At 56.5% G+C, this 24179-nt stretch carries 23 protein-coding genes; 4 read left to right on the forward strand and 19 right to left on the reverse strand.

From position 1 onward, the window contains the following. From nagK to lolC, 4 genes are read right to left on the reverse strand one after another with little or no spacing between them, the layout of a single operon-like run. Nucleotides 1-912: an N-acetylglucosamine kinase gene (gene nagK / locus HCH49_RS08005; protein ID WP_221702501.1), complete on the reverse strand. Its 912-nt coding sequence runs from the start codon at nucleotides 910-912 to the stop codon at nucleotides 1-3. 53 nt (nucleotides 913-965) lie between these two features. Next, nucleotides 966-2210 (reverse strand): lipoprotein-releasing ABC transporter permease subunit LolE, encoded by a 1245-nt coding sequence (gene lolE, locus HCH49_RS08010; protein ID WP_032657985.1) that lies wholly within the window; start codon nucleotides 2208-2210, stop codon nucleotides 966-968. Continuing rightward, nucleotides 2210-2911, reverse strand: a complete 702-nt coding sequence (gene lolD, locus HCH49_RS08015; RefSeq protein ID WP_048975729.1) for a lipoprotein-releasing ABC transporter ATP-binding protein LolD — start codon at nucleotides 2909-2911, stop codon at nucleotides 2210-2212. Before lolD ends, lolE begins: the two co-directional genes overlap by 1 nt. Next, nucleotides 2904-4103, reverse strand: a complete 1200-nt coding sequence (gene lolC, locus HCH49_RS08020) for a lipoprotein-releasing ABC transporter permease subunit LolC (RefSeq protein WP_032668182.1) — start codon at nucleotides 4101-4103, stop codon at nucleotides 2904-2906. Before lolC ends, lolD begins: the two co-directional genes overlap by 8 nt. A gap of 256 nt (nucleotides 4104-4359) precedes the next feature. Here lolC and HCH49_RS08025 point away from each other — a divergent pair, with 256 nt between their 5' ends. The 3 genes from HCH49_RS08025 (at nucleotide 4360) to HCH49_RS08035 (ending at nucleotide 10497) form a co-directional block, all read left to right on the forward strand. Then, nucleotides 4360-5433: an acyltransferase family protein gene (locus HCH49_RS08025; protein WP_033145222.1), complete on the forward strand. Its 1074-nt coding sequence runs from the start codon at nucleotides 4360-4362 to the stop codon at nucleotides 5431-5433. Between the two features lie 149 nt (nucleotides 5434-5582). Next, nucleotides 5583-9029, forward strand: a complete 3447-nt coding sequence (mfd, locus tag HCH49_RS08030) for a transcription-repair coupling factor (RefSeq protein ID WP_023311167.1) — start codon at nucleotides 5583-5585, stop codon at nucleotides 9027-9029. A gap of 502 nt (nucleotides 9030-9531) precedes the next feature. After that, nucleotides 9532-10497 carry a L,D-transpeptidase family protein gene (locus HCH49_RS08035; RefSeq protein ID WP_221702502.1) on the forward strand — a complete coding sequence of 322 codons (966 nt, stop codon included), beginning with the start codon at nucleotides 9532-9534 and terminating at the stop codon, nucleotides 10495-10497. Nucleotides 10498-10572: 75 nt separating this feature from the next. Here HCH49_RS08035 and bhsA read toward each other — a convergent pair whose 3' ends face one another. Next, nucleotides 10573-10830 carry a multiple stress resistance protein BhsA gene (gene bhsA / locus HCH49_RS08040; RefSeq protein ID WP_023616599.1) on the reverse strand — a complete coding sequence of 86 codons (258 nt, stop codon included), beginning with the start codon at nucleotides 10828-10830 and terminating at the stop codon, nucleotides 10573-10575. Between the two features lie 244 nt (nucleotides 10831-11074). Between bhsA and HCH49_RS08045 the strand changes: the two genes are divergently transcribed. Then, entirely contained in the window at nucleotides 11075-11710 is a 636-nt protein-coding gene (locus tag HCH49_RS08045; protein ID WP_029739866.1) for a TetR/AcrR family transcriptional regulator, read from the forward strand. A 60-nt stretch (nucleotides 11711-11770) separates the two neighbouring features. Here the strand turns inward: HCH49_RS08045 and HCH49_RS08050 are convergent, their stop codons facing one another. From HCH49_RS08050 to pabC, 14 genes are all read right to left on the reverse strand, one after another. Further along, complete coding sequence (locus HCH49_RS08050) at nucleotides 11771-12310, reverse strand: glycine zipper 2TM domain-containing protein (protein ID WP_008500779.1); 540 nt, start codon at nucleotides 12308-12310, stop codon at nucleotides 11771-11773. Nucleotides 12311-12504: 194 nt separating this feature from the next. Next, the gene (locus HCH49_RS08055) at nucleotides 12505-13809 is read right to left on the reverse strand and encodes an NAD(P)/FAD-dependent oxidoreductase (RefSeq protein ID WP_023335290.1); all 1305 of its coding nucleotides are present in this window, start codon (nucleotides 13807-13809) and stop codon (nucleotides 12505-12507) included. Nucleotides 13810-14047: 238 nt separating this feature from the next. Then, the gene (ycfP, locus tag HCH49_RS08060; protein ID WP_008500781.1) at nucleotides 14048-14590 is read right to left on the reverse strand and encodes an alpha/beta hydrolase YcfP; all 543 of its coding nucleotides are present in this window, start codon (nucleotides 14588-14590) and stop codon (nucleotides 14048-14050) included. Between the two features lie 34 nt (nucleotides 14591-14624). After that, nucleotides 14625-15650, reverse strand: a complete 1026-nt coding sequence (nagZ, locus tag HCH49_RS08065; protein ID WP_023311162.1) for a beta-N-acetylhexosaminidase — start codon at nucleotides 15648-15650, stop codon at nucleotides 14625-14627. Nucleotides 15651-15661: 11 nt separating this feature from the next. Then, on the reverse strand, nucleotides 15662-16486 hold the full coding sequence (thiK, locus tag HCH49_RS08070; RefSeq protein ID WP_221702503.1) for a thiamine kinase: 825 nt from the start codon (nucleotides 16484-16486) through the stop codon (nucleotides 15662-15664). Continuing rightward, nucleotides 16467-17111: a penicillin-binding protein activator LpoB gene (gene lpoB, locus HCH49_RS08075; RefSeq protein WP_221702895.1), complete on the reverse strand. Its 645-nt coding sequence runs from the start codon at nucleotides 17109-17111 to the stop codon at nucleotides 16467-16469. The genes thiK and lpoB overlap by 20 nt, the downstream gene beginning before the upstream one ends. Nucleotides 17112-17124: 13 nt before the next feature. Continuing rightward, nucleotides 17125-17499 (reverse strand): YcfL family protein, encoded by a 375-nt coding sequence (locus HCH49_RS08080; RefSeq protein WP_023311159.1) that lies wholly within the window; start codon nucleotides 17497-17499, stop codon nucleotides 17125-17127. 1 nt (nucleotide 17500) lies between these two features. Further along, a complete protein-coding gene (gene hinT / locus HCH49_RS08085; protein WP_033145218.1) occupies nucleotides 17501-17860 on the reverse strand; it encodes a purine nucleoside phosphoramidase in 360 nt (119 codons plus the stop codon). Nucleotides 17861-18107: 247 nt separating this feature from the next. Further along, complete coding sequence (gene ptsG, locus HCH49_RS08090; protein WP_023311158.1) at nucleotides 18108-19541, reverse strand: PTS glucose transporter subunit IIBC; 1434 nt, start codon at nucleotides 19539-19541, stop codon at nucleotides 18108-18110. A 297-nt stretch (nucleotides 19542-19838) separates the two neighbouring features. Continuing rightward, on the reverse strand, nucleotides 19839-20633 hold the full coding sequence (locus HCH49_RS08095) for a metal-dependent hydrolase (protein WP_029739870.1): 795 nt from the start codon (nucleotides 20631-20633) through the stop codon (nucleotides 19839-19841). Nucleotides 20634-20643: 10 nt separating this feature from the next. Further along, on the reverse strand, nucleotides 20644-21648 hold the full coding sequence (gene holB, locus HCH49_RS08100) for a DNA polymerase III subunit delta' (RefSeq protein ID WP_221702504.1): 1005 nt from the start codon (nucleotides 21646-21648) through the stop codon (nucleotides 20644-20646). Then, a complete protein-coding gene (tmk, locus tag HCH49_RS08105) occupies nucleotides 21645-22286 on the reverse strand; it encodes a dTMP kinase (protein WP_023311155.1) in 642 nt (213 codons plus the stop codon). The genes holB and tmk overlap by 4 nt, the downstream gene beginning before the upstream one ends. Further along, nucleotides 22276-23298, reverse strand: a complete 1023-nt coding sequence (gene yceG, locus HCH49_RS08110) for a cell division protein YceG (RefSeq protein WP_033145216.1) — start codon at nucleotides 23296-23298, stop codon at nucleotides 22276-22278. Before yceG ends, tmk begins: the two co-directional genes overlap by 11 nt. A 2-nt stretch (nucleotides 23299-23300) precedes the next feature. Further along, nucleotides 23301-24110 carry an aminodeoxychorismate lyase gene (gene pabC, locus HCH49_RS08115; protein ID WP_221702505.1) on the reverse strand — a complete coding sequence of 270 codons (810 nt, stop codon included), beginning with the start codon at nucleotides 24108-24110 and terminating at the stop codon, nucleotides 23301-23303. Nucleotides 24111-24179 lie beyond the last annotated feature (69 nt).

Genomic DNA, 24179 nt, shown 5'->3' on the forward strand with positions numbered 1-24179 from the left:
CTAATCGGTGAGATGAAGGAATGCGGCTCCGCGCATGCCTCCTGCGTCCCCGTGTCGCGCGCGTTCAATACGCGGCACGCGGGCAACCGGCAATAAATGTCGGGGCAAACGCCCGGACAACCGTTCCGTAATCGCGGTAAAGTTTGACAGCCCTCCCCCGATCACCAGCAGATCCGGGTCGACGATGGTGAGAATATTTCCCAGACACACCGCCAGCAGATCCAGATAACGCTCGACGTGCTCACGCGCCTGCGCATCCCCTTGCTCCCACATGGTAATGATTTGAGGGGCCTCAAGTTTCTGATGATAGAAGTGTTCGTAAAGCCATGCAAACCCGCGGCCGGAGAGGGTGTTCTCAATACAGCCGTGCTGGCCGCAGCCGCAGCGAGTCAGCGGGAAATCGCGCCCCACTACCTCCAGGGCATCCACCGGGAGACGGATATGACCAAACTCGCCGGTGATGTAGCTGCGCCCGGTGATTGGCTTCCCGTTGATCACAATTCCCCCGCCGACGCCGGTACCGAGGATCAGCCCCATCACCAGCGGATACTGACGGAACTCATCGTCCCAGGCTTCGGAGAGCGCAAAGCAGTTAGCATCATTGTCTAAACGCACGTCGCGTTCAAGGAGGGCAGAGAGATCGGCGCGGAGCGGTTTACCGCTGGCGGCAGGCACGTTGGCGGCATACAGCGTGCCGTCGTCGGTTTCGGGCATACCCGGAATGCCGATGCCGACGCTGCCTTTCACGCCAAAGCGTTCATCGGCCTGAGCCACCAGCGCGGCAATCGCGGTTAAAAATTCGTCATAGCTTTCGCGCGGCGTGGGAACGCGGGTTTCCCACTGCAGCCTGAGGTCTTTATCAAACACGCCTAGCGCAATCTTGGTGCCGCCAATATCAAATCCGTAATACATAACGCATTCCTCTTTTAACCTGGCGGCCAGAAAGCCGCTAGATCATGACGTAATTACTGGCCACTTAATACCCTCGCCGGATCAATTCGGCTTGCGCGACGCGCCGGATACCAGCTTGCCAGCAGACTCAGTAAAAGTGCTGTAACCAGCACATAAAAAACGTCCAGCCAGTGCAGTTCAGACGGCAGGAAGTCAATAAAGTAGATATCACCCGACAGGAACTGGTGACCAATAAGCTTTTCGATCCCGTTGATAATCGGCGTCAGCTGCAGGGAAACCACCACGCCAATCACCACGCCGCAAAGGCTACCGAACAGCCCCGCCAGCAAACCGTACCAGACGAAGATGGCGCGAATAAGACCATCTTTCGCCCCCAGCGTACGCAGCACGGCGATGTCGCCGCTCTTGTCCTTGACCGCCATAACCAGCGTCGAGACGATATTAAAGCACGCGACACCAATCACCAGCACCATCGCCAGATACATAATGGCGCGGATCATCTGGATATCACGGTACATATAGCCGTAAGTGCCGATCCAGCTTTTGATGTAGACATAGTTATTGGTCACGCTGCCCGCGTCGCGAACCAGTTTGTTGGCGTTAAAGACGTCGTTCACCTTAATGGCAATGCCCGTCACGCTGTCAGCCATGTCGAGATACTGGCGCGCATCCTCCATCGGCACCATCGCAAAGCTATGGTCAAGCTGACCGCTCAGCTGAAGAATACCGGTGACGTGCAGGCGCACGCGCTTAGGCTGCTGCAGTTTGTGGTCGGCGCTGGCGTTCGGGATCATGATCGACACCCAGTCGCCCTGCTTCACCTTCAGGGCATCGGCCACGCCTTTACCCATGATGATCTGCTGCTCGCCGGCCTTAAAGTTGGCCCATGCGCCGTTCTGCACATAGTTTGGCAGCGCGCTGAGACGCGCTTCCTGGGCGGGGTTAACCCCCTTTACCTGAATGGCGCGCAGGTTTACCCCGCTCTCCACCAGCCCGGTAAAGTTAATGTAGGGCGCGGCCGCGGCAATGCCCGGCACCTTTTCGACTTTGGCGAGCGCATCGCTCCAGTTCGTCCACGGCTGGTTAACCGGCTCGATCTCCCCGTGCGGCACTACCGCCAGAATGCGGTTATTCAGCTCGCGCTCAAAACCGTTCATGGCGCTTAAGCCCACAATCAGCACCGCCACACCGAGCGCAATACCGATGGTCGAGATGACGGAGATCAGCGACACCATGCCGCCGCGACGGCGGCCGCGGCTAAAACGTAAACCGATGAGTAACGATAACGGTGACGCCATTACTCTGCTCCCATCAGGGTCAGTTCCGCGTTCAGATGGCCGTCGCGCATCTCAAGCTGACGCCCCATGCGTTTTGCCAGCTGCAGATCGTGGGTTACGACCAGAAACGCGGTGCCCTGCGAGGCGTTCAGCTCGCCCAGAAGCTGGAAAATACTGTCCGCATTGCGGGCATCCAGGTTACCGGTAGGCTCATCCGCCAGCACCAGACGCGGGTTGTTGACCAGCGCACGGGCAATCGCCACGCGCTGGCGCTCGCCGCCGGAAAGCTCAGAGGGACGATGGTTACCGCGATGGCCAAGCCCTACCGCTTTCAGCATGTCGCTGGCGCGGGCGTTAATTTCTGTCGGTTTCTTTTTGCCAATCAGCAGCGGCATCGCCACGTTTTCAAGCGCCGTGAAATCCGGCAGCAGGTGGTGGAACTGGTAGATAAAGCCCAGCTCGCGGTTGCGCAGCTCGGCCTTCGCCGCGGAGGACATTTTGCTCATCGGCTGGCCGGAGAAAATCACGTCGCCTTCGGTTGGCGTATCCAGCCCGCCCAGCAGATGCAGCAGCGTACTTTTACCCGAGCCGGAGCTACCGACAATCGCCATCATCTCGCCTTCGCCCACGCTGAAGCTCACATTGTGCAGCACGTCGGTTTGCACAGTGCCTTCCTGATAGCGTTTGGACAGGTTGTCGCATTGCAACAGGATCTTATTCATAACGTAAAGCCTCAGCGGGTTGAGTGGCGGCAGCGCGCCAGGAAGGATAAAGCGTAGAAAGCAGCGCAATGGCCATCGCGGCCAGCGCAATACCGACCACCTGCAGCGGCTCGATAGCCACCGGCAGCGCCGCGCCGTCGAGCAGGGCGCCGATGATCGGCATTAAGTTATTAAGCTGGCTGGCAAGCAAGGCCCCCAGCACGGCGCCGAGCAGCGCGCCGATGATGCCTGCGCTGGCTCCCTGCACCATAAACACCGCCATAATCTGGCGCGGCGTGAGCCCCTGGGTTTGCAGAATGGCGACTTCGCCCTGCTTCTCCATTACCATCAGGCCCAGCGAGGTGATGATGTTAAATGCGGCCACGGCCACGATCAGGCTCAGCAGCAGCCCCATCATATTTTTTTCCATCCGCACGGCCTGGAACAGTTCGCCTTTACGCTCGCGCCAGTCCTGCCATTTGGTGCCGTCCGGCAGTTTTTGCTGGCTGAGGGTATCGACCTTCAGCGGCGCATCGAGCCACAGACGCCAGCCGGTGATGTTCCCTGCCGGGTAGCGCATCAGGCGTGAAGCGTCCTGAATGTTAACCAGCATCTGGTAACCATCGACTTCGCTATTGGCGGCAAAGGTACCAATCACGTTAAACAGGCGCTGGCTTGGCAGGCGCCCCATCGGCGTAAACTGGCTGGCAGAAGGCACCATCACGCGCAGCTGATCGCCACGGTTGACGCCAAGCTGTCCGGCAAGCTGTTCACCCAGAATCACGTTGTATTTCCCGGCTTCCAGATCGGTCTGCTTCACATTAACCAGATACGGCGTCAGCGGATCGTTTTGCGCCGGGTCAATACCCAGCATCACGCCGACCGCCACGCTGCGGGCGCTTTGCAGCACCACGTCGCCGGTCGTCAACGGCGCGACGCGCGTGACGCCCTGTAACTTCGCCGCGCTTTCCGGCAGCTGTTGCGGGTTAACCGAACCGTTGGATGATGAAAGAACGGCCTGCGGCATCAGCCCCAGGATGTTGTTTTGCAGCTCGCGCTCAAAGCCATTCATGACGGAAAGTACCGTCACCAGTGCCATCACGCCAAGCGTAATGCCAATAGTCGAAAGCCAGGAGACAAAGCGACCGAAGCGGTCCGCGGCGCGCCCACGCATGTAACGTAAGCCTATGAAGAGTGCGACAGGTTGATACATGAAATCCGTCTGTTTGCTGATAGCAGACCCACGAGTATATAAGCGAATCCGTTAAGCGTAAATGACTGAAACAGTAAGCTTTGGTAATCATTCTTCCGAAAAATTCAGATAAATCAGGGTGCTATTGTCTGAATACTCACCTCGCAACCTCCACCTTTTCCGAAAAACCACCGGATACAGACTGTTACCCATTACATCCCGGCTTCGTTTTACAACAATTGCTCGTTCGTTTATGGCAATAAGGTAGTGGCGAACAATGAAGCAAAAAGCATTATGGATTAACCAGATAAAAGGGCTGTGTATCTGCCTGGTGGTTATCTATCATTCGGTTATCACGTTTTATCCGCATCTGATCGGGCTGCAGCACCCGCTCTCCGGCCTTCTCGCCAAATGCTGGGTCTATTTTAACCTCTATCTCGCACCGTTTCGTATGCCGGTCTTCTTCTTTATCTCCGGCTATCTGATCCGTCGTTATATTGACGAAGTGGACTGGCGAACCAGTCTCGATAAACGGATCTGGAGCATTGTCTGGGTCCTGGCGCTGTGGGGCGTTCTGCAATGGCAGGCGTTGACCCACCTGAACGCCTGGCTGGCGCCCGAGCGTGAGCTTGCCACCGCGTCGAACGCGGCCTACGCCGACTCGCTCTCAGGATTTGTACGGGGTATGCTCACCGCCAGCACCAGCCTGTGGTATCTGTATGCCCTGGTGGTCTACTTCACGCTGTGTAAACTGCTGAGCCGCTGGAAGCTGCCGGTTCTTGGACTGCTGGCGCTGGCGAGCATCGCGATTAACTTCCTGCCGCTGCCGTGGTGGGGAATGAACAGCGTGGTCCGCAACATGATCTACTACAGCCTCGGGGCGTGGTATGGCGCAGCGCTGATGACGTGGATGAAAAGCGTCAACCTGCGCCGCATCTGGCTGGCAACCGGCGCTTTCGCCGCCGTCTCCGTGGTGCTGTGGTTTGCTAACGTTCCGCTGCTCCTCTCATTGCTGTCGATTGTGTTGATCATGAAGCTGTTCTACAGCCTTGAGCAGCGCTACGCCGTTAACCCGAACAATCTGCTGAACGTGATTGGCTCCAATACCATTGCGATTTATACCACCCACCGCATCCTGATTGAGGCCTTTAGCCTGTTCCTGATTGGCGAAATGAATGCCGCCTCGTGGCCGGTCTGGGCAGAGCTCACCCTGGTGCTGGTCTACCCGTTTGCCAGCCTGCTTATCTGTACCCTTGCCGGGCTCGGAGTGCGTAAAATCTCCACCGCGCTGTTTGGGGACGTTTTCTTCTCTCCTCCGTCTACGCTAACCCTGTCACCTTCAACGCGTTAATGCCCTCTCCGCCCCCGTTTCGGGGGCGTTTAGCCCCGCCGTGCGGTTACGATTTGCTTATGTAAAACGATCGAGGATAATAAAGACATTGCGTATCAGTGATATGCCCCAATACTGTTGGTATATCCATAAGAGACTCTGACATAGCTATGCCTGAACACTATCGTTATTCCTTGCCTGTCAAAGCGGGCGACCAGCGCCAGCTGGGTGAACTCACGGGCGCGGCGTGCGCCACGCTGGTGGCGGAAATCGCCGAGCGTCACCCAGGCCCGGTGATTCTGGTTGCCCCGGATATGCAAAACGCCCTGCGCCTGCACGACGAAATTCGCCAGTTCACCGATAGCCTGGTATTCAGCCTGGCCGACTGGGAGACGCTGCCGTATGACAGCTTCTCTCCGCATCAGGAGATCATCTCCTCGCGCCTGTCGACGCTCTATCAGCTGCCGACCATGCAGCGCGGCGTGCTGATTGTGCCGGTGAACACCCTGATGCAGCGCGTCTGTCCGCACAGCTATCTGCACGGTCACGCGCTGGTGATGAAAAAAGGCCAGCGCCTCTCCCGTGATGCCCTGCGCGCGCAGCTTGACGGTGCCGGCTATCGCCACGTCGACCAGGTGATGGAGCACGGGGAATACGCGACCCGCGGCGCGCTGCTTGACCTTTATCCGATGGGCAGCGACCAGCCGTATCGTCTGGATTTCTTTGATGATGAAATCGACAGCCTGCGCGTATTCGACGCCGACACGCAGCGCACGCTTGAGGAAGTAGAGTCGATCAATTTACTGCCCGCGCATGAGTTCCCCACGGACAAAACCGCTATCGAGCTGTTCCGCAGCCAGTGGCGCGATAAGTTCGAGGTGAAGCGCGACGCGGAACATATTTATCAGCAGGTCAGTAAAGGCACGCTTCCAGCCGGGATCGAATACTGGCAGCCGCTGTTCTTCAACGAGCCGCTGCCTGCCCTGTTCAGCTACTTCCCGGCGAACACGCTGATTGTCAACACCGGGGATATCGACGCCAGCGCCAGCCGCTTTGAAAGCGAAACCCGCGCCCGCTTTGAAAACCGTGGCGTTGACCCGATGCGTCCGCTGCTGCCACCGGAAGCGCTGTGGCTGCGCACCGACGAGCTGAACGCCGAGCTGAAGCGCTGGCCGCGCATGCAGCTGAAAACCGATTCGCTTGCAGATAAGGCCGCCAATACCAACCTCGCCTTCCGGACGCTGCCGGACCTGGCCGTTCAGGCGCAGCAGAAATCCCCGCTGGATAATCTGCGCAAGTTCCTGGAGTCATTCACCGGCCCGGTGGTGTTCTCCGTTGAGAGTGAAGGCCGCCGCGAAGCGTTAGGTGAGCTGCTGGGACGCATTAAGGTGGCGCCGAAGCGCATCCTGCGTCTGAGCGAAGCGACCGGAAACGGTCGTTACCTGATGATTGGCGCCGCCGAGCACGGGTTCATCGACACGCTCAACAACCTGGCGCTGATTTGCGAAAGCGACCTGCTGGGCGAGCGCGTCGCGCGCCGCCGTCAGGACAGCCGTCGGACCATCAACCCGGACACGCTGATCCGTAACCTGGCCGAGCTGCATCCGGGCCAGCCGATTGTTCACCTGGAGCACGGCGTTGGGCGCTATCAGGGGATGACCACGCTGGAAGCGGGCGGCATCAAAGGTGAATACCTGATGCTCACCTACGCCAACGACGCCAAACTGTATGTCCCGGTCTCTTCCCTGCATCTGATCAGCCGCTACGCGGGCGGCGCCGAAGAGAATGCGCCGCTGCACAAGCTGGGCGGCGATGCCTGGGCGCGCGCGCGCCAGAAGGCGGCGGAAAAAGTGCGCGACGTGGCGGCCGAGCTGCTGGATATCTACGCCCAGCGCGCGGCCAAACAGGGCTTCGCCTTTAAGCATGATAAAGAACAGTACCAGCTGTTCTGCGACAGCTTCCCGTTTGAAACCACGCCGGATCAGGCCCAGGCCATCAACGCCGTGCTGAGCGACATGTGCCAGCCGCTGGCCATGGACCGCTTAGTCTGCGGCGACGTCGGCTTCGGTAAAACCGAAGTGGCGATGCGCGCAGCCTTCCTTGCGGTCGAAAACAACAAGCAGGTGGCGGTGCTGGTGCCGACCACCCTGCTCGCTCAGCAGCACTTCGACAACTTCCGCGACCGTTTCGCCAACTGGCCGGTACGTATCGAGATGCTCTCGCGTTTTCGCAGTACTAAAGAGCAGACGCAGATCCTGGAGCAGGCCAGCGAAGGCAAAATCGATATTCTGATCGGCACCCACAAGCTGCTGCAAAGCGACGTGAAGTGGAAAGATCTGGGGCTGCTGATCGTCGACGAAGAGCACCGCTTCGGGGTGCGTCATAAAGAGCGAATCAAAGCGATGCGCGCCGACGTCGATATCCTGACCCTGACCGCGACGCCGATCCCGCGAACCCTCAACATGGCGATGAGCGGCATGCGCGATCTGTCGATTATTGCCACGCCGCCGGCGCGCCGTCTGGCGGTGAAAACCTTTGTTCGCGAGTACGATAATCTGGTGGTGCGGGAGGCCATTCTGCGTGAAGTGCTGCGTGGAGGTCAGGTCTACTACCTCTACAATGACGTGGAAAACATCCAGAAAGCCGCGGACAGGCTGGCGGAGCTGGTGCCGGAAGCGCGCATAGCTATCGGTCACGGGCAGATGCGCGAGCGCGAGCTGGAACGGGTAATGAACGACTTCCACCACCAGCGCTTTAACGTGCTGGTGTGCACCACCATCATTGAGACCGGGATCGACATTCCGACGGCAAACACCATCATCATTGAGCGTGCGGATCACTTTGGTCTGGCGCAGCTTCACCAGCTGCGCGGCCGCGTCGGGCGTTCGCACCATCAGGCCTACGCCTGGCTGCTGACGCCGCATCCGAAAGCGATGACCACCGACGCGCAAAAGCGTCTGGAAGCCATCGCCTCGCTGGAAGACCTGGGCGCTGGCTTTGCGCTGGCGACGCACGATCTCGAGATCCGCGGTGCCGGCGAGCTGCTGGGTGAAGACCAGAGCGGCTCCATGGAAACCATCGGCTTCTCGCTCTATATGGAGCTGCTGGAAAACGCGGTTGATGCCCTGAAGGCCGGACGCGAGCCGTCGCTGGAAGATCTCACCAGCCAGCAGACCGAGGTCGAGCTGCGTATGCCTTCCCTGCTGCCGGACGATTTTATTCCGGACGTGAATACCCGACTGTCGTTCTACAAGCGCATCGCCAGCGCGAAGAAGGAGAACGAGCTGGAAGAGATCAAGGTGGAGCTGATTGACCGCTTTGGTCTGCTGCCCGATCCGGCGAGAAATTTGCTGGATATCGCGAGGCTGCGCCAGCAGGCGCAAAAGTTGGGGATCCGCAAGCTTGAAGGCAATGAAAAAGGCGGCGTGATTGAATTCGCCGAGAAGAATCACGTCAACCCGATGTGGCTAATCGGCCTGCTGCAAAAACAGCCGCAGCATTTCCGTCTGGATGGTCCAACCCGTCTGAAATTTACCCAGGAGCTGACGGAGCGCAAAACCCGTATGGACTGGGTGCGTAACTTTATGCGCCAGCTGGAAGAGAACGCGATCGCATAACCTCCCTTCCCCCTGTTAGCTGAGGAGTTTCGCTGAGGCGTTTCCTTGCAGGCCGGGGCGAAGCGCAGGGATGCGCCGAGAGGGCGGGCTTTACATGGACGTTGCCTCCGCCCGTCCCCGATAAGCCGGAAGGAATAAGCCGAGGGCATCGCGAAGCGGCGATTTACCACCGGGAGCCCGGATCGCCAGGGTGGTGGCGACTGAGCCACCCTGGCACGTTCACCGGTTATGTCGTTAAAGAGTAGCAAGGAACATGAAGTGAACGGAATGACCACCAGAGCCGTATGTTCCCCCTCACCCCAACCCTCTCCCTCAAGGGAGAGGGGGTCGTCCGTTCAGGGATTATTTTATGGGGATCCCTTCCCCCTGTCAGCCCGGCGCTACGAGGGGACAATTTACAAACTCTTTGCACTTCACCCGATCTTCCCGACATACCCATTCGCCATAATTATGTTTAAAGTCTTATAAAACAATAACCTTATCATTTACATGGATTATGGTGATGATGACCTCTTCGCGTTTTACTCGCTGGATGACTCTGTTTGCGCTGGCAGCCACCGTCGCGGTTGCGCTTCCCGCCCGGGCAAATACCTGGCCCCTTCCCCCTCCCGGCAGCAAGGTGGTGGGGGAAAACCGCTTTCATGTGGTTGAAAATAATGGTGGTTCACTGGAAGCGATTGCCAAAAAATATAACGTCGGTTTTCTGGCCCTGCTGCAGGCCAACCCCGGCGTCGATCCGTACGTCCCGCGCGCGGGCAGCGTACTGACCATCCCGTTACAGACCATCCTGCCGGACGCCCCGCGCGAGGGGATGGTGATAAACCTCGCCGAGCTGCGCCTGTACTATTACCCGCCGGGTAAAAATGAAGTCACCGTCTACCCTATCGGTATTGGTCAGCTGGGCGGCGACACGCTGACGCCGACGATGGTCACCACCGTCTCGGATAAACGCGCGAATCCAACCTGGACCCCAACGGCGAACATTCGTGCCCGCTATAAGGCCCAGGGGATCGATCTTCCTGCCGTGGTGCCGGCTGGTCCGGATAACCCGATGGGGCACCACGCGATACGCCTCGCGGCATACGGCGGCGTCTACCTGCTGCACGGAACGAATGCGGACTTTGGCATCGGCATGCGCGTCAGCTCCGGCTGTATTCGTCTGCGCGATGACGATATCAAAACGCTGTTTAACGTCGTTACGCCGGGAACCAAAGTGAATATTATCAATACGCCGATTAAAGTTTCAGAGGAGCCCGGCGGCGTGCGGCTGGTTGAGATCCATCAGCCGTTATCGAAAAATATCGGCGACGATCCGCAGACGCTGCCCATCAACCTGAATGCCGCGATGGTAAGCTTCAAAACGAATGCGAATACCAACAGCGTGGTGATGGAGCGTGCGATGGAAGCCCGGTCAGGCATGCCGACCGATGTCACCCGGCATCACGGTGTCGTCCCGCAGTCGATGTAAATCAGAAATAAAAAAACGCCCTGCTCAGCAGGGCGTTTTTTATTGCAGTGGCATAAATGAGGGTTCATGCACGGCTTATTTGTAGATGACAGCAGTGCCGTGCAGGGTGTTAGGACCGGTCACTGAGGTGATGCGGTAAGATTTTGCCCCCATCTCTTGCGCTTTTTGCGCCAGCTGATCTTCCAGGGAACCCAGGTTAGTACCTGCAGACGCAGAGATTGTCCCGACTTTATGCTGGTCAGCAGGGGTGGATTGTACCTGTACAGCAGCAAAGCTTGCGAAAGAGAGTGAACTCAGGACAGCGGCAGCGATGAGAGTTTTTACGTTTTTCATGATATTTACCTTTAGCAGATGAATTTGGAGGTCGTTAATCATTTAGTTAACGATCGATAGGTAAATCATAAATGTGATCCAGGTCACGCGTCAACATAATTTTATAACGATCGTTAACTTAATTTTAAAATTGTTATTTTTCATACATATATGATTAATTTATTTTTAAGCATTCTGCACTGGTGGTGGGTTGCGTTTATTTTTATAATGGTCATTCACCAAACCAACAGAGGACCAACGGCAAATGACAACCGATGTCACGAGTTGTGCGAAGAAAAGCCGTGGCCGACCAAAAGTGTTTGACAGGGATGCAGCGCTTGATAAGGCCATGACTCTCTTCTGGCAACATGGGTATGAAGCAACCTCGCTTTCCGATCTGGTAGAAGCTACCGGAGCCAAAGCGCCGACGCTGTATGCCGAATTTACCAATAAAGAGGGGCTGTTCAGGGCGGTGCTGGACAGATACATTTCGCGCTTTGCGGCGAAACACGAAGCCCAGCTGTTCTGCGAAGAGAAAAGCGTTGAACAGGCGCTCCGGGACTATTTCACCGCCGTCGCGACCTGCTTTACCAGTAAAGAGACGCCTGCGGGCTGCTTTATGATTAACACCTCTGCCACCCTGGCGGCGTCCTCTAAAGAGATTGCCAATACGGTGAAATCACGGCATGCCATGCAGGAGGAGACCCTCAGCGCATTTCTGGCTCAGCGCCAGCAGCGCGGTGAAATCCCCGCGCAATGCAACCCTCAGCTGCTGGCGCAATACCTGAGCTGTATTTTGCAGGGGATGTCGATCAGCGCCCGCGAAGGGGCCACGCTGGAAAAACTGCAGCATATTAGCGAAACCACGCTGCGGCTGTGGCCTGAGCTACTGAAAATCTGAAGCAAAAAAAAAGCTCCTCAGCCTGAGCGCATGAGGAGCTAAATTCAGAGAACATCTTTTTTACACTTTGTTATTCAGAACCAGCTGGCCGTTTCCATCCAGTGGAATTTGCGTGCCCGGGTCTTTATCCATGCGGATTTTGCCCTGCTGATCGCCAATTTTGTACGTCACGTCATAGCCCAGCATTTTTTCCGACTTGTCATAGACGGTTTTGCAGCGTTGCTGAGTCGTGGTGTAGGTATCATTATCCTGCATCGCGCCCTGCACCTGGTTACCGGCATAGCCGCCACCCAGCGCGCCGACCACGGTCGCCACGTCTTTACCCCGGCCGCCGCCAAACTGGTGACCAATAACGCCACCCGCTACTGCCCCCAGAACAGAACCGGCAATGCGGTTTTCATCCTGCACCGGACGACGGTGCGTCACGGAGACGTTACGGCACTCCTGACGAGGCGTTTTTACGGTTTCTTTAATCGGTGTAGCAGAAACCACCTGTGCATACTGCGGGCCGCGATCTAATACGTTGAGACTGGCAACGGCAGCCACACCTAACGCAGCCGCGACGCCAATCCCTATACCCGCCAACATTGATTTATTCACGGGACTTCCTCCTTTGTTGCTATTGGTAACAATTTTGCAATGGCGGCACGGCTTCGCCAATAAGATAAAGGATCAAAAAAGGGGGCGTGGAGAGGAGATATATTGTATTTAGGAGAACTCTTAAGCAGTCAAACTGTGATCTACAGCATGAAATGCTAAAAACTCCCTCCGGAGGGCCCGGAGGGAGTGAAAGATTAGTGCAGCTTCAGACGCGGACGGATCACGCGGTTGATTCTGCCCACCAGCATCATCAGCCCGGTTTTGAAGTAGCCGTGCAGCGCAATCTGATGCATGCGGTACAGGGAGATATACACGAAGCGGGCAATGCGCCCCTCTACCATCATTGAGCCGCGCATCAGGTTGCCCATCAGGCTGCCGACGGTAGAGAAGTTTGACAGCGACACCAGTGAACCGTGGTCTTTGTAGACATAGGCTTTCATTGGCTTGCCTTTGTACTGCGCCAGAATGTTGTGCAGCACCAGGCTTGCCATCTGGTGAGCGGCCTGCGCGCGCGGCGGCACGAATCCACCTTCAGGACGCGCGCAGGAGGCGCAGTCACCGATGGCAAAGATTTCAGGATCGCGCGTGGTTTGCAGCGTTGGCTCGGTTACCAGCTGGTTAATGCGGTTGGTTTCCAGACCGCCGATCTCTTTCATAAAGTCAGGCGCTTTGATACCTGCCGCCCAGACCATCAGATCCGCTTTGATATACTCACCGTCTTTGGTATGCAGGCCGCCTTCGTCGGCGCTGGTCACCATGGTCTGCGTCAGCACCCGCACGCCCAGCTTGGTGAGCTCATTGTGCGCCGCACCGGAAATACGCGGAGGCAGCGCAGGCAGGATCCGTTCACCGGCTTCAACCAGCGTCACGTTCAGCGCTTCGTTAGTTAGCCCTTTGTAGCCGTAGCTGTGCAGCTGCTTCACCGCATTGTGCAGCTCCGCTGACAGCTCAACGCCCGTCGCGCCGCCGCCGACAATAGCGATATTCACCTTACCGTTCGCACCCATATTGCTGGTGTACTTCAGGAACAGGTTCAGCATTTCCTGATGGAAACGACGCGCCTGGTGCGGGTTATCGAGGAAGATGCAGTGCTCTTTCACGCCCGGCGTGTTGAAGTCGTTGGAGGTACTGCCCAGCGCCATGACCAGCGTGTCGTACGCCAGTTTACGCTCGGGAACCAGCAGCTCCCCTTTTTCATCGCGCAGCTCTGCCAGGGTGATGGTTTTGCTTTCACGGTTGATGTCCACCACCGAGCCCAGCTGGAACTGGAAATGATGGTTGCGCGCGTGCGCCAGATAGCTGAGCGCGTCCACGCCCTCATCCAGAGAACCTGTCGCCACTTCGTGCAGCAGCGGTTTCCACAGGTGGCTGTGGTTACGATCCACCAGCGTAATTTTGGCTTTTTTACCGCGACCCAGCTTCTTGCCCAGCTGTGTAGCCAGCTCCAGCCCGCCAGCACCACCGCCTACAATCACTATCTTTTTCAATGGCGTAGTCAACGTGACCCCCTCAAATTATTAACCAATTGTTAATTAAAAGTTATAAAAATAACCCTTAATTAACAACAGGTTACAGCACTGAAACCATTCAGGTGCATTGAGAATACCACGTCAGGCGCATTGGTCATACCAAAATTGATATGCATCAAGTTTTGATGGCTTAAAAGTAGACAATTCTGGTCAAAAAGAAAGCCCGGTACGCTTTCGCGGCCGGGCTTTGATGCATGCGGGTAATTGATTAACCCAGCGTTTTAAACGCTTTAATACGCTGCAGATGCGGAGAGATGTTTTTGAACTTGTGGGTCTGTTCTTCGTCCCAGACGATCTCATAGTAATGATGCAGGAGCTCTGCTGCCCGATGGCTGTTGAGCGCTTCATCATTACGGGAAAGGATCACCAGGCAGCGGTCGCGGTTTTTCTCACGGAAGTTGCTCACGCACTTGGTCGCAATATCGACATACTCTTCCGGACGGTCAATTTTGCCTTCCATGTTCTCGTTCGGGAACAGGTTAGGATTGAACACCACCTGGCGAATGTCGCACAGGAAGCCAATCCGCTCCGCCCAGTAGCCGCCCAGCCCTACGCCGCAAATCAACGGGCGATCGTCGACGTTGAGCTGCAACATCTTGTCCACCTCTTTGAGCAGATGCTGCATATCATGCTTCGGATGGCGCGTGCTGTAGCTGATCAACCGTACATCCGGATCGATAAACTGCAGCTGCAGCACCTTCTCATGATTACCAGGACTGTTTGAGTCAAAACCGTGTAAATAGATGATCATCGTCTTCTCACCACGCTACGCCTTCCGGGAGGGTTTACAGGCTGGCTTTATGTGCCTGCCAGCGCTCATTCAGGTCTTCAAGCCGGGCGTTGACCGTCTTCCAGCGCGCCGAATCCATCAGCTCCTGACGGCTAAATGAACCTTTATGATACAATTGTGTAACACGCTCTGCATTGATCGGCGACAGGTTATCCAGCACGCTAACGGCACCTTTACGATTATTGCAGACCAGGATCATATCGCAACCCGCATCCAGCGATGCCTGACCGCGTTCAGCGTAGCTGCCCATGATCGCGGCCCCTTCCATCGACAAATCGTCAGAGAAAATCACGCCGTTGAAGCCCAGCTCCTGGCGCAGAACGGTTTTCAGCCAGTGCGGAGAGCCGCTGGCAGGACGCGGGTCGACGTCGCTATAAATCACATGCGCGGGCATAATGGCATCCAGCTTGTTATCGGTGATAAGCGACTGGAAAACTGACATATCTTTGGCGCGAATTTCCGCTTCCGGGCGCGGATCGCGCGGGGTCTCTTTGTGAGAATCCGCCGTCACCGCCCCATGACCCGGGAAGTGTTTCCCGGTGGTTTTCATGCCTGCGTCGTGCATGCCGTCGATGAACCGGGTCGCCATTGCCAGCGCAATACGCGGGTCTTCATGGTATGAGCGCTCGCCAATGGCAGCGCTGATATGCCCTACATCCAGCACCGGGGCAAAGCTGATGTCGATATCCATGGCAATCATTTCGCTGGCCATCAGCCAGCCGGCCTCCTGCGCCAGTTTTCCACCCTCTTCCGTGCCGAGCAGCGCGGCAAAAGACTGGGCTGCGGGCAGGCGGGTAAAACCGTCGCGGAAACGCTGCACGCGCCCGCCTTCCTGATCGACGGCCACCACCAGATGATTGCGCGACGCGGCGCGGATCTGACGCACCAGCTCACGCAGCTGCGCCGGATCGTGATAGTTGCGGGTAAACAGGATCAGGCCACCCACCAGCGGATGCGCCAGAATTTCACGCTCCTCCGCATCCAGCTCAAACCCTTCTACATCCAACATGACTGGACCCACATCCACCTCTCTTATCCTTTCGTTTGTAACTGACGCCAGGCATCGTCCGCCAGCGCAATAAATTGTTTGTCTCTGGACTGCCGATAGCGCATTTCAAACCAGCCAGCCATTAACATGATGACCCAGGGTCGCCAGCGCCTGACCTGACGCCTCAGCGCGTCGGGGTCAATATGTGCCACCCGGGCGTATTCCCTGATGAGCATCTGCCGCGCGGCTTCACTCTCCGTCCAGACGGCCGCCAGCTCCAGCGCCACATCGCCATCTCCGGCATACTCCCAGTCGATAAGCCTGATCCCCGCTGGCGTATGAACAATATTCCCGGCATGAACATCCATATGCAGCGGCGTGAGCCGAATCGGCTGCGGCTCGCCCGTTTTACGCAGCCGCTTAAGATGTGCCAGCCACACTGGAGTACGCCTGTCAGGCAGGGCTTGCTGCCAGTAATGTTCAAGCAGCGGGAATAACGTCGTTCGCCACCCCAGACGTGGCTGCCGGTGCAGATGATACAGCACCGCCGCAAGCTCCGGCGTGTCCGGCAGCGCGCTTTTAACTTCACCTTCCAGATAGTCGACGGCCATCCAGCCCTGTCTGAAAAAACGAGGGGCAGGCACGAGATCTGACGGAAGACGTCTCAGGGCACGAAACTGACGACGGAAATGGGAGGCAGGCGCGTCGGGATCGTGATTTTGCCGCAAGACCAGACGTCGTTCGCCCTGTTCTATAATGCAACTCGCGCCGCCAAGCCCGGAATGGGCCTGCGGCGCGATAAGGCGGTACTGAGGAAAATAGCGCGTCAGAATCTCTTCACGCGTGCCGTCATTGTTGCGTAACCGCACCTTTACCTGACCAGATAATTTCGCCTGTCTGAACCAGCATCAGCTGCATCTGCAGGGCTGGGGTATTCACGTTACCGGTGGCGTTAGAGTACAGCACATACTGCGCGCCAACGTTACGGGCAATGCCGATCGCCTTGCTGCGGGTACCGAGGCTATCCTGCGGCGACAGGCCCAGCTGCTGTTTGGCGACGGAGAGCTGCTGAGCCGAGACCAGCGTAAACTTGCCGTTGTTAGCCAGAGCATTACGCAGGGTTTCCGTGGCTTCACCCGCGTTCAGCGAACCGTTGGTACGGTTGTTCACGCTGTCGACCAGCAATACGCTGCCCGCCGTCACGCCCTGCGCCTGCAGCATTTTGCCTACCATCGGCTGCATCGCCCCGTTCCAGTCGTAATGGCGCACGCGCGGCGTGGGCTGTGACGTCTGGTCCGGATGTTCAATCGGGCCTGGCTGCGCCGGAATAGACGGTACAGACGGCACGGTTGGCTGCTGCTGCGTTGGCGGTGTCGGCTGTTCAGTACCCGGTTTAGCCTCTTCCACAGGCGCAGGCTGTTCAGTTCGAGTCACACACCCTGCAAGAAACAGAGCGAAAGCTGTCACGAGCGCATAGCGGCTCAAATTTTTAATCAAGGTTCACCCCTCAGAGATAAAGATAAAGTCTCACCTTATGCGCACCCAGATAGTTGGCGCTGCCATAGAGCGTTACCGACGACCTGGCCGGAATGGTGACGCTGCGCGGCGCCTCCAGCGGATGCATTTCAAGACCTCTTACGTCATACCAGAAAAAACGGTAGTGAACCGTCACCGGTTCATGTCTTTCATTAAAGAGCGTAGAGGAGGCAGATGAGTTGATTTCACTGATGGTCAACGCAGGCTGTTGCGCCGTGATGCCCGCGGCAAGCACGGAGGATTCCATGACCAGCGTCTGTTCATCATTCACGGGGATCGCCGGACGCGAGCTGCACCCCACAATCATCATCGCCATTACCAGCGCTGCAATACGCCCTTTCAGCATGTCAAAGACCTTTATGTGCCAGCATCGGCCCCAGAGGACGTCCACCCAGCAGATGCATGTGAATATGATAAACTTCCTGGCCACCATGACGGTTGCAGTTCATGATCAGACGGTAACCGTCTTCTGCAATCCCTTCCTGTTCAGCGATTCTGGCAGCCACCGTCAGCATACGACCTAACGCCACTTCATGCTCGGTTTTTACGTCGTTTACAGTCGGAATCAGAATATTGGGAATGATAAGGATGTGCGTCGGGGCCTGAGGGGAAATGTCCCGGAAAGCCGTCACCAGTTCATCCTGATAGACGATATCCGACGGGATTTCGCGGCGGATAATTTTACTGAAAATCGTTTCTTCAGCCATGACCTTTTCCTTTTTTGTTTAATCTGGCGCAATGCGTCCGCTGTAAACACACTCCCGGGATCGGTGTGTGACACAATCCAAGAGTATGAGCGAGTTTCTCCTGTCCTTTCAACCTCCTCCCTCGATTTCTTTCCTGAATGTTCATCAGCTGACTGAAGAGTGACCGCTCTCGCGTCTCAGTGGCGTTTTTTAAGACACAAATAAAAAAGGCAGCCATTCGGCTGCCTTAGTCTCCCCAGGTCACAACTTAGTTGCTGCGGATGTACTCATCCATTTCGGTTTTCAGGTTATCGGATTTGGTACCGAAGATTGCCTGTACACCAGAACCTGCAACAACTACGCCCGCTGCGCCCAGTTTTTTCAGACCCGGCTGGTCTACTTTCGCCACGTCGGCAACGCTCACACGCAGACGAGTGATGCACGCGTCCAGGTTAGTGATGTTCTCTTTACCGCCGAACGCTGCGACCAGTGCCGGAGCCATTTCGCTGGTAGCGCCAGCTTTGCTGTCTTCTGTCGCATCTTCACGACCCGGAGTTTTCAGGTCCAGTGCTTTAATCAGCACGCGGAAGATGGTGTAGTAAACAACGGCATAGCACGCACCCACGATTGGGAACAGCCACAGTTTGCTGCTGTTACCGGACAGAACGATGAAGTCGATCAGACCGTGAGAGAAGGACGTACCGTCACGCATACCCAGCAGGATACAGATTGGGAACGCCAGGCCCGCCAGAATCGCGTGGATAACGTACAGGATCGGCGCAACGAACATGAAGGAGAACTCGATCGGCTCGGTGATACCGGTCAGGAACGAGGTCAGCGCTGCGGAGATCATGATACCGCCCACTTTTGCACGGTTCTCTGGCTTAGCAGAGTGCCAGATAGCAATCGCCGCTGCCGGCAGACCGTACATTTTGAACAGGAAGCCACCAGACAGTTTACCTGCAGTTGGGTCGCCCGCCATGTAACGTGGGATATCGCCGTGGAATACCTGACCTGCTGCGTTGGTGAATTCACCAATCTGCATCTGGAATGGAACGTTCCAGATGTGGTGCAGACCGAATGGTACCAGGCAACGCTCGATGAAGCCGTAGATACCAAACGCCACAACCGGGTTCTGGTAAGCAGCCCACTGAGAGAAGGTCTGGATAGCAGAGCCGATTGGTGGCCAGATGAAGGACAGAATCACGCCAGTGAAAATCGCTGCCAGACCAGAGATGATCGGAACGAAACGCTTGCCCGCGAAGAAGCCCAGATACTCAGGCAGCTTGATGCGATAGAAGCGGTTAAACATATACGCTGCAATCGCACCGGAGATGATACCGCCCAGAACACCGGTGTCCGCCAGGTGTTTCGCGGCGATCTCTTCTGCCGGTAAATGCAGAACCAGCGGCGCAACCACAGCCATGGTTTTCACCATGATGCCGTAGGCAACCACTGCAGCCAGCGCAGAAACGCCGTCGTTATTGGTGAAGCCCAGAGCCACACCGATCGCGAAGATCAGTGGCATGTTAGCAAAGACAGAACCGCCTGCTTCGGCCATCACGTGGGACACTACGGCTGGCAGCCAGCTGAAGTTAGCAGAACCGACACCCAGCAGGATACCTGCGATAGGCAGTACGGATACTGGCAGCATCAGCGATTTACCGACCTTTTGCAGGTTAGCAAATGCATTCTTAAACATAATTGAGAGTGCTCCTGAGTATTTGTGCTTTTTTTACGCTTTCACGCATTGGCCCGGGGGGAGTACCGTGCCGTGGACAGGACATCTAAGCGCCCTTTATTTATTACACAGAGTAAAATAATTCCCTCTGAGTTTGTTTGACGGCTATCACGTTTCAGCTTAAGGCGGTCGAAAAACTTTCAGTTATTTACAAAAAGCATGTCCAGATGTGTCTAAATACACACTCACCGCCCCAAATGAGGCGGTGAACTTTACTCGCTTTACTTATTAATTACGAGCCTAAAAAAAACAGGTGTATCAGACAGATTGCAGGCGGGCGGGGTCGATATGGAACAGCGTGGAGAAGTTTTCCGTCGTCACGCGGGCCAGCTCATCGATGCTGACGCCCTTCAGTACGGCCATGTACTCAGCCACATCTCTCGTCATAGCGGGCTGGTTCTCTTTACCGCGATGCGGTACCGGTGCCAGGTACGGAGAATCCGTCTCCACCAGAATGCGATCGAGCGGAACATAACGTGCAGCATCACGCAGCTGCTCAGCGTTACGGAACGTCACGATCCCCGAAAACGAGATATAAAACCCCAAATCAAGCAGCTTCCCCGCCGTTTCTCTGTCTTCTGTGAAACAGTGTAGTACGCCACCGCAATCCGTCACGTTTTCTTCCCGGAGGATAGCCAGGGTATCCGCACGCGCATCGCGGGTGTGGACGATAACCGGCTTATTCAGTTCCCGACCAATGCGAATATGGTTGCGGAAGGACTCCTGCTGGCGCGGTTTGGTTTCCGGCGTGTAAAAATAGTCCAGCCCGGTCTCGCCCATCGCCACAACGCCCTCTTCTGCTGCCAGTCGGCGCAGATCCTCAACATCGTAGGCCTCGTCCTGATTCAACGGATGTACGCCGCAGGAGAACACCACGTTATCGCGAACGCCCACCAGCTCACGCATGGAGCGATAGCCCGGCAGCGTCGTCGCCACCGCAAGACAGAATTTCACATCGCGGGCAGCGGCTTTTGCCAGCACGTCATCCACGTTTTTATGCAGGGATTGATAATCCAGGCCATCAAGATGGCAGTGTGAGTCGACTAAAAACATAATGTCTCTCTCAGAGATGGAAAACAGGCGGTGTGACGCCGGGTTGCAGGTAATGTTCGATACGCAGTAACTGGTCGGTCAGTAAAAGCTCGCGATTAAGACCCGTTACGGTTAAAAGCTGTTCACGGCTCTGGCAGATGTCATGGAGCATCGCGTGAAGAACCGTCCCTGAGAGGCGGTTCGCCAGCGTATTCACCAGCGGCAACGCGTCCGGGTTAGTCAGAAGCGTTGCACCTTGCTGGATTTTGAGCGCATCCAGCAGTAGGGAGGCCAGCCAGTGCAGACGATCAACGGCCCGATCACTGTTAAGCGCAGGCAGTAAACTTAGCCAGTCGTGACTATTCAGCGACGCGTCTACGGCCCGGCAGAGCGTTTCTCGCTCTGAACATACGTCAGGCTGCAGTAGTGCCAGCGCCGCCGCGGGCGCGCCGCTGCTCAGGCGTAAGGCGGACAGCGCACTCTCTGGTGACGTTGTCACCTCTCGTTCAAGCCAGCTCAGCGCCCACGATTCCTGAGGTACTGCAAGGTGATGAAGACGACAACGGCTGCGCAACGTTGCCAGTAATCGTCCCGGGTCACGGCATGAGAGGAAAAACCACGTTTTAACCGGCGGCTCTTCCAGGGTTTTAAGCAGGGCGTTAGCCGCCGCCTCGGTAAGCAGCGTGGCGTCTTTAAGCCAGACCACTTTAGCGCCGCCCAGTCGCGCGTGTTCATACAATTTTTCACTGACTTCACGCACGGCATCGATACCGAGCGCGCTTTTACCCTTCTCAGGCTCAAGGGTGTAGTAGTCAGGATGCGTGCCCGCCTGCATCAGCTGGCAGCCACGGCATTTACCACAGCTCTTGTGCCCTTCCGGCTGCTGACACATCAGAAAACGGGTGATGGCATAAATCAACGCATCATCACCCATTCCTGGCAACGCCTGAATCAGTAACGCATGATGCCCCCGACCCGCCTGATAGCTGCCGATCAGCTGTTCAAAGTGTGGGCGCAACCATGGATACCATTTCATGCCTGCTGCTCCTGCACCCACTGCGTAATGGTGTGCTGAATGTCGCGCGTAACGTCGTCCAGAGACTGCGTCGCATCGATGGTACAAATTGAGCTGTCCTGTGCGGCCAGTTCAAGATAGCGCGCACGGGTGCGGTTAAAGAAATCAAACGACTCTTGTTCAATGCGGTCCAGCTCGCCGCGCGCGCGGGCACGTTTGAGACCCACTTCCGGGGTCACATCCAGATAGAGCGTCAGGTCGGGGCGAAAATCACCCAGTACGGCATTACGTAGCGTTGCCAGCATTGTCTGGTCGATGCCGCGTCCTCCGCCCTGATACGCCTGAGTCGACAGATCGTGACGGTCGCCGATCACCCACTTGCCCTCGGCCAGCGCGGGTTTGATCACCGTCTCAACCAGCTGAACGCGCGCCGCGTAGAACATCAGCACTTCGGCTTTGTCAGTGATAACTTCGTCGCCGACGGATTTGATATCCAGTACCAGGCTGCGCAACTTTTCAGCCAGCTGCGTGCCGCCCGGCTCGCGGGTAAATACCATGTCCGCCACGCCAAGCGCTTTGAGCGTATCCACCACCACGTTGCGGGCGGTGGTTTTACCCGCCCCTTCGAGTCCCTCAATGACAATGTATTTACTGCGCATTTTTTTCCTTAAGTGCCTTCAGATAGTCCTGAACAGAGCGATTGTGGCTGGCAAGGTTGGTGTTAAAGGTATGCCCCCCTTTTCCATCAGCCACAAAATAGAGATACGGTGTTTTAGCCGGATGCGCGGCGGCTTTAAGCGACGCCTCGCTCGGCGTGGCAATCGGGCCCGGCGGTAAACCGCTAATCACGTAGGTATTATACGCCGTTGGCGTCTCCAGATCTTTTCTTGAGATTTTGCCCGTGTAGCTCTCGCCCATGCCGTAGATAACGGTAGGGTCGGTTTGCAGACGCATCCCGATGCGCAGACGGTTGATAAATACTGACGCCACCCGATCGCGCTCAGCAGCGACGGCCGTTTCTTTCTCGATGATCGAGGCCATAGTCACGAACTGGTTCGGATCGCTGTAAGGCAATCCTTCCATCCGCCCTTCCCAGGCGGCATCTACGGCGGCAACCATTTTTTTGTGCGCCCGCTTCAGGATAGCCACATCGGTCGTGCCTGCCGTGTACATCCAGGTGTCTGGCCAGAACCAGCCTTCCACCCATTCCGGATGTTCAAGCTTCAGCGCTTCTGCCACCGTCTGATAGCTATCGTCTTTTAACGTATGTTTGATATACGGCGCGTCACGCAGCTGTTTGAGGTAATCACTCAGGCGCATCCCTTCCACAAACCGCAGGGGGAACTGGGCTTCTTTACCGCTTTCCAGCAGCTGCAGCATCTCTCTGACGGTCATTCCCGACGTAAAGCGATAGGTACCGGCTTTGAAATGTGACAGCTCAGGTTCCACGCGCAATAGCCACTGGAATACGCGTGGACGATTGATAATCTTGTCGCCATAGAGCTGTTCCCCAAGCGCCTGACGGCCGGTTCCCGCTTTCAGGGTAAAGATCGTTTCGTCTTTAACCAGGATCTTGCTGTTCGCCAGCTGGCGAACTTTCCATACGCCTGCTCCGCCGGCGACGCCCAGCGCGACGATGAGGATAAGGACAAAGCGCAACATTTTTTTCATGACTATCTGGTTTGCTCACATATCGGGGCTAAAAACTGAAACAGCTCGCGCGAAGACCAGCGTTGTTGGCCATACGCACGGACGGGTACAACAGGCATCAGCGCATTGCAGATGATGACTTCATCGGCGGTCTGTAGCGCCGCTTCTCCTGCGCTAACTTCGACAACGCGAAAGTCAGAGCGTGCCAGCTGTTGCAGACAAAACTGACGCATTAACCCATTTACGCCAGCGTGTTCCAGCGACGGAGTGAACACCTCTTCCCCCTGCCGCCAGAGTAAATTAGCCGCACAGCATTCCGTAATGAACCCTTCGCTGTCAAGAACCAGCGCCTCATCGGCGTCCGTCTGTTCAAGATGAGTACGAATGAGCACCTGCTCTAGGCGATTGAGATGCTTAAGCCCGGCCAGCATCGGGTTTCGTCCCAGTCGTACTGGGCTCAGCGTCAGCGTGATGCCGTCTTCTCGCCAGCGAGTGTAATGCGCGGGATAAGCAGAAACGGAGAGAATACGCGTAGGGTTGATACACGATGCGGCGCTGTAACCCCGGCCACCACTGCCGCGGCTGATGATGACTTTGAGTACGCCGCTGTCCTTCCCGGTTGCCAACTGGCACATTTCCTGTCGCAACGTGTCCCAGTGCGTAAAGGGGATCATGAGCTTTTCACAGCCATGCTGCAGGCGTCGAATGTGCGCCTCCAGCAGGCAGATATCACCTTCCAGAATGCGCGCCGTCGTAAAGCAACCATCACCGAACTGTATCGCCCTGTCGCTGGCAGGCAGCGTGTCCTGCTCAAGGCCATTGATTAAAAACATGGTGGCTCCTTATGCGTGGGCAATTAGTCTGGCAGGATGTCATGCAGCCGACAAGAAGATTAGGCTTAA

Origin of the sequence: Enterobacter sp. Y17 (genome assembly GCF_019730495.1) — a bacterium.
GTDB classification, from domain to species: domain Bacteria; phylum Pseudomonadota; class Gammaproteobacteria; order Enterobacterales; family Enterobacteriaceae; genus Enterobacter; species Enterobacter asburiae_B.